The 14,480-nt window shown below is 59.6% G+C and carries 15 protein-coding genes; 5 read left to right on the top strand and 10 right to left on the bottom strand.

Translation table 11 applies throughout. The features are described 5' to 3' along the window. Positions 1-5 precede the first annotated feature (5 nt). From NLN62_RS24125 to chrA, 4 genes are all read right to left on the bottom strand, one after another. Positions 6-269: a VirB3 family type IV secretion system protein gene (locus NLN62_RS24125; RefSeq protein WP_254110457.1), complete on the bottom strand. Its 264-nt coding sequence runs from the start codon at positions 267-269 to the stop codon at positions 6-8. Further along, a complete protein-coding gene (locus NLN62_RS24120) occupies positions 269-595 on the bottom strand; it encodes a TrbC/VirB2 family protein (protein ID WP_254110456.1) in 327 nt (108 codons plus the stop codon). Before NLN62_RS24120 ends, NLN62_RS24125 begins: the two co-directional genes overlap by 1 nt. Further along, on the bottom strand, positions 592-1,512 hold the full coding sequence (gene trbB / locus NLN62_RS24115) for a P-type conjugative transfer ATPase TrbB (protein ID WP_254110455.1): 921 nt from the start codon (positions 1,510-1,512) through the stop codon (positions 592-594). The genes NLN62_RS24120 and trbB overlap by 4 nt, the downstream gene beginning before the upstream one ends. Positions 1,513-2,041: 529 nt before the next feature. Continuing rightward, positions 2,042-3,265, bottom strand: a complete 1,224-nt coding sequence (gene chrA, locus NLN62_RS24110) for a chromate efflux transporter (protein WP_254113641.1) — start codon at positions 3,263-3,265, stop codon at positions 2,042-2,044. Between the two features lie 220 nt (positions 3,266-3,485). Between chrA and NLN62_RS24105 the strand changes: the two genes are divergently transcribed. Then, complete coding sequence (locus NLN62_RS24105; RefSeq protein WP_254110454.1) at positions 3,486-3,797, top strand: hypothetical protein; 312 nt, start codon at positions 3,486-3,488, stop codon at positions 3,795-3,797. Here the strand turns inward: NLN62_RS24105 and NLN62_RS24100 are convergent. Both NLN62_RS24100 and NLN62_RS24095 read right to left on the bottom strand, forming a co-directional pair. Further along, on the bottom strand, positions 3,766-4,071 hold the full coding sequence (locus tag NLN62_RS24100; protein WP_254110453.1) for an NAD(P)H-dependent oxidoreductase: 306 nt from the start codon (positions 4,069-4,071) through the stop codon (positions 3,766-3,768). The two genes, NLN62_RS24105 and NLN62_RS24100, sit on opposite strands and share 32 nt — an antisense overlap. 15 nt (positions 4,072-4,086) lie before the next feature. Next, positions 4,087-5,595: an NAD(P)/FAD-dependent oxidoreductase gene (locus tag NLN62_RS24095; protein WP_254110452.1), complete on the bottom strand. Its 1,509-nt coding sequence runs from the start codon at positions 5,593-5,595 to the stop codon at positions 4,087-4,089. A 188-nt stretch (positions 5,596-5,783) separates the two neighbouring features. Here NLN62_RS24095 and NLN62_RS24090 point away from each other — a divergent pair, with 188 nt between their 5' ends. Next, a complete protein-coding gene (locus NLN62_RS24090; RefSeq protein ID WP_254110451.1) occupies positions 5,784-7,034 on the top strand; it encodes an acyltransferase family protein in 1,251 nt (416 codons plus the stop codon). Between the two features lie 206 nt (positions 7,035-7,240). Here NLN62_RS24090 and NLN62_RS24085 read toward each other — a convergent pair whose 3' ends face one another. Both NLN62_RS24085 and NLN62_RS24080 read right to left on the bottom strand, forming a co-directional pair. After that, positions 7,241-8,533 (bottom strand): IS701 family transposase, encoded by a 1,293-nt coding sequence (locus tag NLN62_RS24085; RefSeq protein WP_254110450.1) that lies wholly within the window; start codon positions 8,531-8,533, stop codon positions 7,241-7,243. A gap of 389 nt (positions 8,534-8,922) precedes the next feature. Beyond that, positions 8,923-9,099: a hypothetical protein gene (locus tag NLN62_RS24080; RefSeq protein WP_254110449.1), complete on the bottom strand. Its 177-nt coding sequence runs from the start codon at positions 9,097-9,099 to the stop codon at positions 8,923-8,925. Between the two features lie 218 nt (positions 9,100-9,317). Between NLN62_RS24080 and NLN62_RS24075 the strand changes: the two genes are divergently transcribed. Next, positions 9,318-10,079 carry an IS5 family transposase gene (locus NLN62_RS24075; RefSeq protein WP_254110448.1) on the top strand — a complete coding sequence of 254 codons (762 nt, stop codon included), beginning with the start codon at positions 9,318-9,320 and terminating at the stop codon, positions 10,077-10,079. A gap of 73 nt (positions 10,080-10,152) precedes the next feature. Here NLN62_RS24075 and NLN62_RS24070 read toward each other — a convergent pair whose 3' ends face one another. Continuing rightward, entirely contained in the window at positions 10,153-11,130 is a 978-nt protein-coding gene (locus NLN62_RS24070) for a helix-turn-helix domain-containing protein (protein WP_254110447.1), read from the bottom strand. A 245-nt stretch (positions 11,131-11,375) separates the two neighbouring features. On the opposite strand from NLN62_RS24070, the gene NLN62_RS24065 reads away from it, so the two are divergent. Then, the gene (locus NLN62_RS24065) at positions 11,376-11,657 is read left to right on the top strand and encodes a PilZ domain-containing protein (protein WP_254110446.1); all 282 of its coding nucleotides are present in this window, start codon (positions 11,376-11,378) and stop codon (positions 11,655-11,657) included. 25 nt (positions 11,658-11,682) lie between these two features. Beyond that, positions 11,683-12,033: a hypothetical protein gene (locus NLN62_RS24060; RefSeq protein WP_254110445.1), complete on the top strand. Its 351-nt coding sequence runs from the start codon at positions 11,683-11,685 to the stop codon at positions 12,031-12,033. A 304-nt stretch (positions 12,034-12,337) separates the two neighbouring features. Here the strand turns inward: NLN62_RS24060 and NLN62_RS24055 are convergent, their stop codons facing one another. Then, positions 12,338-14,452 (bottom strand): cation:proton antiporter, encoded by a 2,115-nt coding sequence (locus tag NLN62_RS24055; protein WP_254110444.1) that lies wholly within the window; start codon positions 14,450-14,452, stop codon positions 12,338-12,340. Between the last annotated feature and the right edge of the window lie 28 nt (positions 14,453-14,480).

Below are 14,480 nucleotides of genomic sequence, written 5' to 3'. Positions count from 1 at the left end.
AGAACTCACAAGCTGAGGTGACCGGGGATGCGGACGTGCCGGCGCACGACCTCGACGAAGGCGGGATCCCGTTTGGTGGCCCAGACGGCAACCATGTGGCCGACGAACCAGAGGAGAAGACCTGCCAGCCAAAGGCGCAGGCCGAGGCCAAGCGCCGCGGCCAAGGTGCTGTTGAGGATGGCGACCGATCGCGGTGCGCCGCCCATCAGAATCGGCTCGGTCAGGGCCCGGTGCACGGGCGCGACAAATCCTGTGACCTGCCCTTCCATCAGATCACCATGCCGCCGCCGAATGAGAAGAACGAAAGGAAGAAGCTCGAGGCGGCAAAGGCGATCGACAGGCCGAACACGATCTGGACCAGCCGGCGGAAGCCGCCCGATGTGTCGCCGAATGCCAGCGACAGGCCCGTCACGATGATGATGATGACGGCGATGATCTTGGCGACGGGGCCTTCGACCGATTGCAGGATCTGGTTGAGAGGTTGCTCCCACGGCATGTTGGAGCCCGCGGCCCACGCGGGGACGGCAATCAGGCAGTAACCGGTGAATGCCCCGGTCGAAAGAATGATCCTTCCGCGAAACAAGCGATCATTCATGGCTGATCTCCCATTGGTGAAAGGCTGTAGTCGCCGGAGGGTCCGAGCCCGGTCACACGGGCCAGTTCTGCAAGCCTGCGCTCGGCGCCACGGCCGACGAGCACGGCGATGACGTTGATGGTTTCGGCGATGAGAGCGCGCGGGACGGTGACGACGGCTTCCTGGATGAGCTGCTCGAGGCGGCGCAATGCGCCAAGCGCGGTCCCGGCATGAATGGTGCCGATTCCACCGGGGTGCCCGGTGCCCCAGGCTTTCAGCAGGTCGAGGGCCTCCGCTCCGCGGACCTCGCCGATCGGGATACGATCCGGCCTCAAGCGCAGCGACGAGCGGACGAGATCGGAGAGCGAGACGACACTGTCCCGCGTGCGCAAGGCCACCAGGTTCGGTGCCTTGCATTGAAGCTCTCGGGTATCTTCGATGAGTACGACGCGATCCGCAGTTTTTGCGACTTCCGCAAGCAGAGCATTTGTCAGCGTCGTCTTGCCGGTCGAGGTGCCGCCGGCGACCAATATGTTCTTGCGACTGGTGACGGCCGTGCGTAGCGCGTCGGCCTGCTCCGATGTCATGATCCCAGCGGCAACGTAGCCATCGAGCGAGAACACGGCCACCGCGGGCTTGCGGATCGCGAATGCGGGGCCAGTGACGACCGGCGGCAACAGGCCCTCGAACCGTTCACCGGTTTCAGGCAACTCGGCCGAGACGCGCGGCGCTCCGGCGTGAACTTCCTGCCCCACATGATGGGCAACCAATCGGACGATGCGTTCTCCATCGGAAGCGGACAAGGTTTCGCCGCTCTCCATCAGGCCTTGCGATAGTCGGTCGATCCACAACCGGCCGTCGGGGTTGAGCATCACTTCAACGATCGACGGATCTTCCAGAAAGCGGGCTATGGCGGGGCCGAGCGCGGTGCGCAGCATTCGCGCCCCACGCGAGATTGCTTCTGACTGAAGCGAATGGATTGGCACCGCTGTCCCCCAACAACTGAGGGCAAATCAAGCGCCTCAGATGGGGATGATTAGAAAAAGCAGGAGACTGATTGGCACAACGAGCGGCTGATCGCGTTCGTAGCCTGGCGTAGGAAAAGAAAGATTGGGCAAGATGCCCGAAAGAGAGCGTGAGCTCTGCCGCACATCAGCCGAACGCGACGGGTGCACGATAGCGCGTGGCTGATAAGGTTGAGGCAATCGCTGCAGCATAGAAGCGACACGCCGGCTTCGGAGATAATTGTGCTGCCCGGTCGTACGCCAATCGTGCACAAAATCGTACAACGGTGCGCCACTCAGAACAAAACTACGAGCTTGTATGTAATTGATACACTATATGAATCTTTTTTCCAAACACCGTCAATTCAAGTTTCTCGTCGGGGGTTCGAGCAAGGGGCGGCTCAAGTAGCTGGCGATCTGGCAAACCACCCGAGCCAAGGCAACGCACAACCACTTCAAAGCGTCAGACCAGCGCCATGGCCGTCCCAGCCGCGGCACTGAAGGCGACGACGACGAGTGGAGGAGCACGCCAGACGGTCAGCAGGACGAAGCCGACTAGCGCGATGCCGAAATCACGAGGCGATTGCACCGTCGTCGTCCATACCGGATTGTAGAGAGCCGCGCCCAGCACGCCGACGACCGCGGCGTTGACGCCGCGCATCATCGCTTGGGTGCCGGCGCGCTTCCGGAAGGCGTCCCAGAACGGCAGGATACCGAGCAAGACCAGCATGCCGGGCAGGAAGATGCCGATGAGACCGAGAGCTGCTCCCGCGAGCCCATGCGGCTCCGGTGAGACCACCGTGCCGAGATAGGCGGCGAAAGTGAAGAGCGGGCCCGGCACGGCCTGGGCGGCACCATAGCCGGCGAGGAAGGCATCATCACTCAACCAGCCCGGCGTGACGAACGCTTCGCGCAGGAGAGGGAGAACCACATGACCGCCACCGAAGACGAGCGCGCCGGAGCGGTAGAAGGCGTCGAACAGGGCGACGCCCGTGGATTCCGTCAGGCCCCGCAGCGCGGGAAGGCCCGCGAGGAGAACGAAGAACATCGCGAGAGTGATCACGCCCTTGGTCCGCGACACCGGCATCTCGATGTGTCCAGACGGCGCCGGCGCCTCGCTGCGGCATAGCCACAGTCCGGCGAGCCCGCCGAGGATGATCGCACCGATCTGGGCGATCGATGCCGTGCTGAAGAGGATGATCAGCGCGGCGACCACGGCGATCGACGCCCGCTCCCGATCCGGGCACAGGTTCCGTGCCATGCCCGAGACCGCCTGCGCCACAATGGCAACCGCGGTCAACTTCAGCCCGTGCAGCAGGCCGGTGCCAATTGGCCCGCTCAGCGCGCGGGCTCCGTAGCCGAAGAGGACGAGCGCCGCGGCGGAAGGCAGCGTGAAGCCGGACCAAGCGGCGAGCGCACCGAGATAGCCGGCCCGCATCAGTCCGATCGAAAAGCCGACCTGGCTGCTGGCGGGACCCGGCAGGAACTGGCACAGACCGACGAGATCGGCGTAGGCGTGCTCGTCGATCCACTTGCGGCGCACGACGAACTCATCGCGGAAATATCCGATGTGGGCGATTGGGCCGCCGAAGCAAGTCAAGCCGAGCCTGAGAAAGATCCGCAGAACCTCCAGCAGCGAGCCGGCGCCGGACGGTTGATCGACGGGGACGTCGGTCGATGAGTTCAGGTTGCTCACGGACGTTCGATCCGGTTACGAATACACATTTATCGGATTTCGATAAACGATGTCGGGTTCAGCCGGCCAGTCCTAATCTTTCATGGCCTCACCGGTGAATTCGAGGAAGCGCGGCTTCGCGAGCGCAAGTCCTTTCTTGCCGAGCGGCGTCGCGCGGTAAAGCGTGCGCGCCATCCGGCCGGGATGCTCTTTTCGCGACCGCAGATAGCCTTTGCGTTCCAATGCCCTGAAGCAGCGGATAGAGCGTCCCGGGACTGAGCTTGTTAACCCCGGTGACCAGATCCTTGAATTTCATGTCACCTTTATCGAATTCCGTAGTTGGAACGATGCGATCGTCTGGGCATCGCGCACCGTTTTCATTACCGGCTGCGTGGCCGAGCGATTTGATGTTCTGAAGCCTTTTCCCATGATCGGTGGTCTCACCGTGCCGATGATCGTCTCGCGGACTGGCCGAATGCCGACGAGTTCCAGAACGTTGCGTCTCAAGCTTGTTACGCTGTGCTTGAAAAAGAACCATCGATAGACGAACCCCGGCATGCCCATTTTGTCACGATCAGACGTGCCGATTTCCCTTTCAACGGTCCTGCGGTCGGATGCGACGAGCCGGGCGCGAATGCGAAATTCGGCTGCGCAACCTGTCCTGCGATCTCAGGAACAGGAACGTTCAGCTTGGCAATGGTGATGATCCGCACGTCGTTCCCGGATTGCCGTGCCCCCTCGGCATAGGCGGCCGCCAGGGCGTGGCAGAACCGTTGTTCGCTGCGGTCCGGATGACCGTCGACAAACAGGACATGCATGGGCCGCGACACTCCCTATGCCGCATGGTCGAGGGTTTCCGGAGCGGGCAGAAATGGAATGCGATCCTCTTTGCACAGAGCTCGCACCGCAAGCCGCGCCGTCAGAAGACCAGATGGCAAGCCGCCCCCAGGCATGATCCATTGTCCTGCCATCAAGAACCGCCGCAGACCGAGCAGCGTATTGCGTAGAGGCTTGAACCCCATGCCGGGCGTCAACAGCCACCCCTCCATGCTCCCTTGCCAGTTGCTCGTATAACGAATGACAGTTGCCGGCGTTGATACGTCGGTCGTCTCGATAGCTTTGCGGAAATCGGGCACCATCTTTTCGACAATCGCGATGACTGCCTCTGCGACCCTGTGCTTTTCTGCCTGGTAGCGAACGGGATCGTTGCGGTGCAGATCGACCCAGAAGGCGAAATTGCGAGTCGGCAAAAAGCAGGTCACAGCCGTTTTTCCGACGGGCGCAAAGGTTGGGTCGAAATGAAAGAAGCGCTGGGAGAGCGCGGATAGCGTGGTTTCCGGGTCGACTTCCAGGGGAGCGTCGAGAATGCGGGTCACAAAGCCGGGTTGCGCGGATAGGTCGCGCGCCACCCCGAACGACACCTGGAGATAGGACGCAAAGGGCGTCAACGTGCGGAAGGTTCTTTCCGTGAGCTCGTCGACATATTTGCCGCCGAGCAACTCGTAGATCGTGGCGTGGGCATCGGCGGCCGAGATGACCCAGTCAGCCTTTATGATCTCGCCTCCAGCCAACTGCACACCGACTACGGCGTCCCGTTCCACCAGAATCTTCTCAACCTTGGCACCCAGCCTCAAGTGGCCACCCAACTCATCCAGCTTTTCGCGGATCAGCCGTATGATGGCTTGCGAGCCACCGACCGCATATGCACCGTTCTGCTCGTTCATCCAGGCAAGGGCAAAGAGCAAGGCCAGCATCGAAAGCTGCGCGCCCTCGCCGGAGCCGAAGAAGCCTCTCAGCAGCCCGTTGCGGAAACGCTCGCCGTAGTCCCGGATGCTTAGACCTGACCACCCGTGCAATAGCCGCATGTAAGGCAGCACCCGCAGAAACGCCATTCCTCTGGCGGGCCACGATTCACTTGGATCGGGCATCGGGAAGTCGCTGAGCTGCCTAATCGTCGCTATCAGATGCCGGATTTCCGCGGCATCTTCCGGAGCCAGGCGCAGGAGCTCAGCTTCCAGCCGGTCGACATTTGAGTAAATGCGCAAGCCGTCGCCGTGCTCGGTCTCCACTCGCGCAAATTCTTCGGGATGGACGAACACCAGCCTCTCGACGTCGAATACCTCCCGCCACCGAGCATTCAGCGCGCCTTGAGGCCTGGCGCCCGTAAACCAGTGCAGACAGGTCTCGAATGTATAGTCTCCCCTTCGCCAGCTGGTCGCCAATCCTCCGGCGCTGTCATGCTGCTCGAAGACTTCAACCTGATAACCGCATTTGCGCGCATAAACCGCCGTGCAAAGTCCGGCAATACCGGCGCCAATGACGACGACTCTTGGTGAAGACATGCGCATCTCCAACGATCGATTTCAGCTCGGGCTAGAGTCTACCTGGTATCAAGAGCCGACTTGACTCAGATCAATCGGACGATGACCCCACCATAGACGCCAGTTCCGCGCTATTGCGGACGCGGAAAGAACATGGGGCGCCCTACCGCTCAGCGCCTTGGATCGTACGGCATTGCCCTGACCGCTTGATGTACATCAAACTCGCTTTTTCGATCAGCCGGCAGAATGACAGCGCTTTCGTTCGGAGTTCCAGGCGTCGCATGGCTTCGCAAACCTGTTTGTCGCACGAGAAAAACGAGAGGCGGCTGGTCTTCATCGACGCGCTGCGTGTCGCTGCTATCGCTTTCGTCATCATCCATCACGCCGCACAAGCCTACGGGCCGACTGGCGGTATTTGGCCCGTGCATGATCGCGCGCAAAGTGGCTGGTTCACTCCATTTTACACCGCAAATGCCGCGTTTGGCATGGGATTGATGTTTCTTCTCGCCGGATACTTCGTGGCGCCCTCCTATAATCGAAAAGGCCCGCGCCTCTTTCTCAGGGGGCGATGGCTACGCATCGGCATTCCCCTCGCAAGCATTGTGCTGCTGGTGCACTTGCCGGTGGTCTATCTACTTGCAGGAATGCCCGAAGCACTGCAATTCCTCATCGGGCTCTACGAGCGAGGCTGGCAGCCAATCTACCTGCATTTGTGGTTCGTAGCGCATCTGCTGCTGTATTGCTTGGCGTACACGGCGTGGCGCCGGATATCTGAACCGACCAAAGGCGGCTCAATGATATTGGCACTGCCCAGCCATGCTGTCATTGTTGCCTTTGTAGTCGGGCTTGCGTTGATCACGTGGCTCGTGCGCATCTGGTACCCCGTCGACAAATGGGTGCCGTTTCTGTGGGTCGTGCCCGCCGAACCTGCACATCTGCCGCAGTACATGGCGTTCTTCGCTGCCGGCGTGGCTGCGTATCGCGGCGACTGGTTCGGCAGATTGCCGACGGGCAACGGCCTAATCTGGCTCGCCATCGGCATGATCGCGTCCGGGGGCATTTACGTCGCGTACGCCTTCGGATGGTGGAAGATGGCACCCGGCGGGCTCGGTCTGGAATCATTGATGAGGAGTAGCTGGGAGACGGTCATCGCCGTCGGGCTCTCCATAGGACTCATCATCGCCTTCCGCGAGCTATTCGATCACCCCAATCGTGTGTTCACGGTGATGGCTGCCGCGAGCTTCGGCGCCTATATCCTACACCCCGCGATCGTTGTCGCCCTGCAAGCCGCAATGACGGACGTGCCGCTGGACGCTTTCGCCAAGTTTGCCGTCGTATCTCTGCTCGGCACGGTTGCTGCTTTTGCCGTCGCGTATCTGGCCGGTCGGGTGCCAGGTATCAGAGTCCTGCTAGGTGCGACTTCCGGCCGCGAGGCGCCGCTACTCTCGGTCGCCCGGTGAGGCAAGATTTTTCGGGACGTCAGCTGGAGAACGTCCGGCATTGGCGGCAAATCAGGACCTTGGTCGCCGCCTGCTTCAATGTGCCAATGCAGACATTACGCAAGCTAGACTAGCACTACTTTGGCAGAATCTATTTGCGCCAGTGTTTTTCAAGGATTTGTTTTCGGCAGTATGGGCACCGCTGAGACGGCGGCCGACGGATGAGATCAACGATGGCGTGACGTACGGCGGGCATGGTTGGCTGAGGCGGAGGTCCGTTGATTCTTTTTTTTCCGCCCCGCGTGTGCGAGGCGACGATGCTGCAGGAAGGCGTAGGCAATCATTGTCATCAGGGCGTGGCGATGAAGACCCTGCCATGATCGCCCCTCGAAGTGATCAAGTCCGAGCTCCTCCTTCAACTGCTGATGCGCCTGCTCACAAATCCATCTGGCCTTGATGGTGGCGGCCAGTGTGCGCAGATCCGTCGCCGCAGGGAGATTGGCAAGATAGTATTTCTTCTCCCCTGAGGCACGTTGCTCGCCAATGAGCCAAGCTTCGTCGCCCGGGAGATGCTGCTGACCCTTATCCCAAATCCGCTGAGGAGGGCCGTCGGCGGTGCGGACCCGGAGAGCAGCAAATCGGGCTTTCAGCCGACCTTTGGTCCCGCTGCGCCAGCTCACGGCTTTCCATTTGGCGCTGGCCAGCATTTGTTCTGCCGCAATCGATAAGATATCGGGCACGTGGTGCTTTCGTGGTTTCCCGCGGACTTTGGTAATCGGCCAAATAAGCTTCACATCAACCGGATACACCTTCAGGTGTCGAGGGATGCCGACCGCCCAGGCCAGCCCGCGCTCCGTTAGCCCTTGTCGAAACGGTGCGCTAAGCCCGTATCCTGCATCGGCCAGCACACATCCAAAGTGCACGTTGGCTGCCATCGCGCGGTCGATCTCGGCTAAAGCAATTTCCGGCTTGGACCGTGGCGTTCGGTGTTCGACTGGCACGCGAGCGCGCTTCAAACGAGACACGTCGCTTGCCCAACTGTCAGGCAGAAAGAGACGTAACGCGACCATCACTGGCACTTCGCCGCGCGCGAGCGTCAAAGACACCAGCGTTTGGCAATTTGCCGTTTTGCCGAGAGCCGACGCGTATTGAGCCGCAACACCAACCGAGCGTTCGCCCTTCTTCGGCAGTGAGGTGTCGTCAATAACGAGCACCGCATCGCTACCGCCGACAAGTCGGTCCGCCCGGTGGAGCAGCTCCGTCTCCAGCGGCGTCGCGTCCCAGACACCGTCCGCAATGAAATGGTGCAGCTGGTCGTAGTTGCCCGTGGCAAGGCGCTCCGCCATCGGCTGAACGCTCTTGCGATCGCCAGGACCGATCAATCCCGCAACATACAGAGGACACATGCGCTGCCGAGTCTTATGACCCAGCCGGTCCAAGAACGGCATCAGCCAGCGTTCAAGTTCGTCTTCCCATCCCGTCATGGTCAGCCCTCCAAGAGCCGACCACCCATGAATCATTGAAAAATTGATTCGGGAATCCTATAAAGCACGGCAAAACCGACAATCTGCCAAAGTAGTGCTAGGCCGTGTACTCATAAACCATAGTGCTTGCGTCAGGCACGTCTGAAGTCCGCTTGCATGACGATAGCGGCGCAACAGGCGGACGTTTATTGCCTCTCGGAGGATGGTTCGGACTGACTCGATACTGGATCGGCTTTGCGCCGGCCCAACAGGATGGCTGGATCAGACTCCGCCAAAATCTTCTTTGCGAATCTGATAACCTCCCGGGCGCGCTCGATCTGATCGCGATCATAGTCGCGAGGTCGAAAAATCGGGACTTGAGGTGCCCGGAGCGGTTTTTCGGGCATGGGTAGTCGAGCCGTGACCGAATGGGAAACGCAGAAAACCTATTTAGGTTTCTTTATTTCACGGAGAAAAGCAAGACGGATTTCCTGGCGGCGCCGGGTCCTCTCGCATTCCGCCATCGTCTGTTTGCGCTGTTCAGCAAGGTCACGACTGCGGGCAATCGCCCGGTCGGCAGCATCCAGTAGTTCCTGGGTTTCCAGGCTAAAAGCGTCAGCCATCGTGCGCTCCTTCTGCGTATGCAGGCGGGAGCGCAATCGGTCTCTCAGCCACCGACGCCTACGGGCATAGCCTCGGCCGGTGATGGTGAGACAATATACCGTTTGCCAGACGGTTCCTAGCTCGGATTAGAGTGGTCCGGTTCCAGTCGTCATTTGGCTGGCCAGGTTGAGCCTGTCTAGCGAGCCGTGATTCAAGCTCCTGATCGGGGGAGCGAATCATGCGCTACGAACTCACTGACGACGAGTGGGCGGCTATCAAGGCAATGCTGCCGAACAAGCCGCGCGGCGTGCCACGAGTGAATGACCGACGAGTTCTCAATGGAATCTTCTGGGTCTTGCGATCCGGAGCACCATGGCGCGACCTGCCACGCAACTTCGGTCCTTATACAACCTGCTACAATCGGTTCGTTCGCTGGCGAAGAGCTGGTGTATGGGCCAAGATCATGAACGCATTGGCAGCCACACATGACGCTGCTGTGCAGATGATTGACACCTCGCTTGTCCGCGTGCATCAGCACGGCGCCTGCATCAACCGGAGCAACAGACAGTCGATTGGACGGTCTCGAGGTGGGTTGACCAGCAAGATTCATGCGCTCGTGGACGCCAACGGCCTGCCAGTACGTTTGGCGCTGTCAGCAGGTGAGGCCCACGATAATCGCCTTGCCGGAAAGCTCATGTCCAGCCTACAGCCCGGATCAATGTTGCTTGCAGACCGCGGCTACGACGCCGATTGGATTAGAGAGCTCGCCGTGAAGCGAGGCGCATGGGCCAACATCCCTCCCAAAAGCAATCGAACCAGCCCGATTTGCTTCAGCCCTTACCTCTACCGAGCCCGCAACCGGGTCGAACGATTCTTCAACAGCATCAAACAATGTCGCAGGATCGCCACGCGCTACGACAAGCTTGCCGCCAACTACCTGGCCTTCGTTCAGCTCGCGTCAATTCGGCTATGGCTGCGGGCTAATGAGTCCACGCCCTAGTCCAACGTTGCCTCTTTATCAGAAACAGGAAACATACATAGCATCCGTTGGGACGGATCATGCAATTGAATTACTACGCCAATGGGCGTCTCGCGTTTGCAAGCGTCTGCGACGGCAACTCCCCGAGCGTCTCGCGATAGAGCCGGGAAAAATCGCCCATGTGCCAGAAACCATGAGCGAAGGCGCTCGCCCTTACAGTCAGGCCCGGAGCCCCGTTGCGGAGCTGCCGGCGAACCGCCCAGAGGCGCTTGAGCTGACCGTAGCGATGCGGGCTTGATCCACATACGGCGTGCACGGCTGTGTGCATGGTGCGAACTGAAATGCCGATCTCGTCGGCCAGCCTTTCGCAGTTCAGGTCCGTCACCCAGTTCGTATTCATCGCGCGGTCGACGCGGTCCACGATCTCCTTGTAGCGCGTCCGCGCGCAGCGGCGATTGACCTGGCCCCTACTCATCGCATCGTCGAAGCACGAGAACAACGTCGCCTGCATCGCCTCTAGCAGGCCTTGCGCGCGAACCGCCTCAGGCTGATTCGCCGCTGTCTCCAGGATGCCGCGGACCAGCATCTGCACCCCGGCCAGTTTCATGTCCGGCAGCCGAAGCAGGACATGACCCTGGTCGAAGCGGAGCCAATGGTCGTGAAGCGCCTCGGGGCGGATCGACAGGATGGCGACCAGACGGCTCTCCGGCTCGTAGACGGTACAGTTAGCGCGTCCCTTCAGCAGGATCAGCGACTGCCCGACCTCCTTGCCGTTCACCCGCGTGGAGCTGATCTCGTTCATTGGCACGACGATCATCAGCCGCCCGGACAGATCATAACCATTGATGATGCGCGGAAAGGTCCTAACCAGAGACAATGAGCAGGATGGCAATGCGAGGCTCGCTCGCAGCACGGCGAAATGGCCAGCCATGAGTGGAATGCTCTCCGCGCTGGCATAGCGCTCGCTCTCGCGAAAATGGTCGATATCGACGTATCGCAGCAAGTCAAGGGAAGAAGATGCAGAAAGAGTGTTGAACAGCATGTGCAATCGCTTGCGCAGTATGATGTTCATCATCTCAATTGGAAGTTAATCTCGTATTAAATCAGAAGAAGGGTATGTTTGTGCCGTCGCTCCGGTCTAGGCAGCTTGCCGCGATTGAAGCAGCTTGTTTCTGCGTACCGTCGGCGAAATGCAAAACGACCTGAACGCCGTAACTTGCCGAAACTCGATAGTAAATAGAACCATCGGTTAAATTGATCCTTGCATTGTGTGTGTACCGTCATTTCACTCCGATGTCATTGCAAGCGAACATGCCCATGGACAAGCGTAATAAGCGGACCACTAAGCGGGTTGTCATTGAACACGAGCATGAAGTCAACGCGGTGGCCATCGATGGAACTTGGTCCGTTGCCGGGCGATTGAAGGACGTCTCCGAAGGTGGCGCCAAGCTGTTCGTGTTCGATAACATCAACGAACGCATGCGAAACGAAGAATTCTTCCTCACCCTGACCGCTGATGGAAAGGTAAGTAGACGTGCCAAGTTGCTATGGGAATTGAAACAGTGGATTGGAGTTCGGTTCGTCGTGCAGCGACATTAGTTGCGTTTGTTTGAAGATGCTTGCGATGTTTTCAACGGACTTAGAACGTGCGGTGGCAAGCTTTCGAGCTCGCTCGCCGGAACGCGACGCAGAGATTGATGAGAAGCGCGTTTCGTCGATCGAAATTTCGATCGAGGCCGCAGCTCGAGAACTGCTCGCCGAACGGACTGGTCTTGTGGCTCGTCTAAAGCGAGTTCTTGACGAACCGAATCGCTTTGCGAGATGGAGTTTCGCGAGAAAGCCAAGGATTTCTGACGCAGAATTTCTACGTGTTGAGAAACGTCTCAAGGTGCTCGACGCGCAGCTATCAGAATGCCAGCGCCTCAAGGAGGCTGTTTCACATCTGCGCGCCCTAACTGACTGCCTCAAAGCATGAGCCACAAGGCGCTGAATGACACAAATGAGGGCGTGGAGGGCGGGCCTCTGGCTGTCCGCGTCCAAAGGAGGGTATTCGTCATATCCCTGATGGAGCCCAAGATGGGATGCGAATCATCATCTACATCTGGCGAATTGGAAATGGAGGCTGTTCTCACTTTTCAGGCCGGAACACGCGGCTTGGATGGCCCATCCCGTCCCGGGAACGACCAAATGCCCGGAGAGCTGCCAGCTCATGCCAAACCGGCTGCGTGGTTCGAGCAGGATCAATCACTCCTTTCTGGTCTGCCGCGGAAAGGCAGGACTTAACTCGACACAAAAAGGATTGAACAGTCGGCATTCTCAAGGACGGCCGCTGCCACCTTCCCGAAGAAAAGCGTGTCGCCGGCCGGACGACCTACCCCCAGCACGATCAAGTTGTAACGCCCTAAGCGAGCCTGCCGAAGGATCGCATCCTCGGGGGAAACGTCGAGACGCAACGCCGTGCGGATCGATCGGCCTTCGCGATCCGCCAACTCCACGATATCCTTCAGCACCGCTTCTTCGTAGTGGTGGGTTGTCGTAGGGCGCCGCAACCGGCGCTGGGCAGCACCAAGACCCACCGTACCGAGAACATAGAGAGCGGTCATCGGGCTGCTGCTCATCTTCGCGATCGCAAGTGCAACTTCGGCAGCCCGACGCGAAACCTTGTTGCCCCTCACCGGCACTAGAATGTTCAGGGCCTCTTCGCGAGCCATATCTAGATTCGGTCCCCGTGCGACCACCACTGCGAGCGGACCTTCATAAATCGCCGCGATGCGCGCGATCTCTTCATTGAATCCCCCCTGTTGCGCCTCGGTCCTGTCAATGCCAATGACAATTAAGCCGTAGCCCCTCTGAATTTCCCTGCCGACAGCCGAGTCGCTCGCGACGGCACTGGTGCGGAGCATCACATGGGGCGTTGTCCTTCTCTCTCTTTTCGCGAACGCGGAGGAACTGGCAGTCACCGCGCTCAGGACGGCTTCAGGCCTTCCGCTTCCGAGATGAAGGACAGTTGTCGCAATCTCCCGGGATCCTGCGATGAGGCCGGCCAGACGCACGGCAAGTTTGCCATTCGCACTGTCATCAGCGGCGACAAGCAGGCGCTCCACCTTGCTGAGAAATCCTTTCGCTTCGAATGCCTCGTGCTCGAGTCGAGATCGCTCCTCCTCGTGAAGCGGCAGCCTTGACAACGCCCAGCGCAGACTGGGTGGCATCGAGAGAGTAGTAACGATTGCCATCGTCACAATCATCGTGAAGAGATCCTGATTGACCACGCCAAGCGACAGGCCAATGGAAGCGACGATCACCTCGGTTGAACCGCGCGCATTCATGCCGCAAGCCAACGCCATCGATTCCCGCCCGGTCAATCCACCCACGGTGCCGCCGAGAAAGGCCCCACTGAACTTTCCGACGCTCGCGATGGCAATAAGCCCGCAGGTCAGCGCGAGGAGTCTGGGGTCCGCAAGGATGGACAAATCTGCATTAAGACCGGCCAGTGCAAAAAACACTGGCATGAAAAGAGCCACAACCATTCCACGCAGCTGCTCGTCGATATGGCGGGTCAAGATTGGCGATTCACCGACGAGAATTCCGGCGACGAAGGCACCGAGCACGGTGTGGACCCCGATTAAATACGTTATCAGCGCCATCACGCCCATCGCGATCAAGATCACGGTGACCACGGGCGCCTCGCTGACGAACGTGTCGTTGGTCCAGCGGATCAAACTGAACACGAAGCGCCGGCCCAGCGTGAAGCTGACAAACAGGAAAAGACCTGTCCCGAATATACTTTGAAAGAGGATCGTCGCATTGAGCTGGCCGTGCAATGCCAGGCTGGACGTGATAGCGATGATGGTCCAGCCGACCGTATCGTCGATAATTGCGGAAGCAAGGAGCGTCATTCCGACCTTGCGGCGTATGAACTTCATCTCGCGCACGACCGTCGCCACGATCTTGACGGATGCGACCGAGAGAGCAGTTCCCAGAAACAATGAAGTGATCAACCGCTGGTCGGGGCGCGGTAACATGGAATCAGGTAAGAACTGCCCGACCGTCACGCCGAGCGCAAAAGGCAGTGCAATGCCCGCCGCTGACACACTGATAGCGGCACGCCTTGCCTTCCTGACCAGCTTGAGATCCGTTTCCATTCCGGTCAGCAGCAAGAGCATCAGTATTCCGAGATCGGAAACCGCCTCGAGCATCGCTTTCTGCTCGCGACCCGCCGGGAAAAGCGCCTGCTGCGCCTCCGGCCAAATGACTCCAAAAACCGATGGTCCCAGCAAGAGGCCTGCGAGCAGTTGTCCCATCACCGCGGGCTGGCCCATCCTCTGCATGGCTTCGCCAAGGAGGCGGCCGGCAAAGAGCAGCACCACGACCTGCGCTATGAAGAGTGCCTCCAACGTAATGTTTCACCTCCGCGGCTCGCGC

Source organism: Bradyrhizobium sp. CCGUVB23 (genome assembly GCF_024199885.1).
Taxonomy (GTDB): Bacteria; Pseudomonadota; Alphaproteobacteria; order Rhizobiales; family Xanthobacteraceae; genus Bradyrhizobium.
This window is presented reverse-complemented; position numbering and strand designations above follow the sequence as displayed.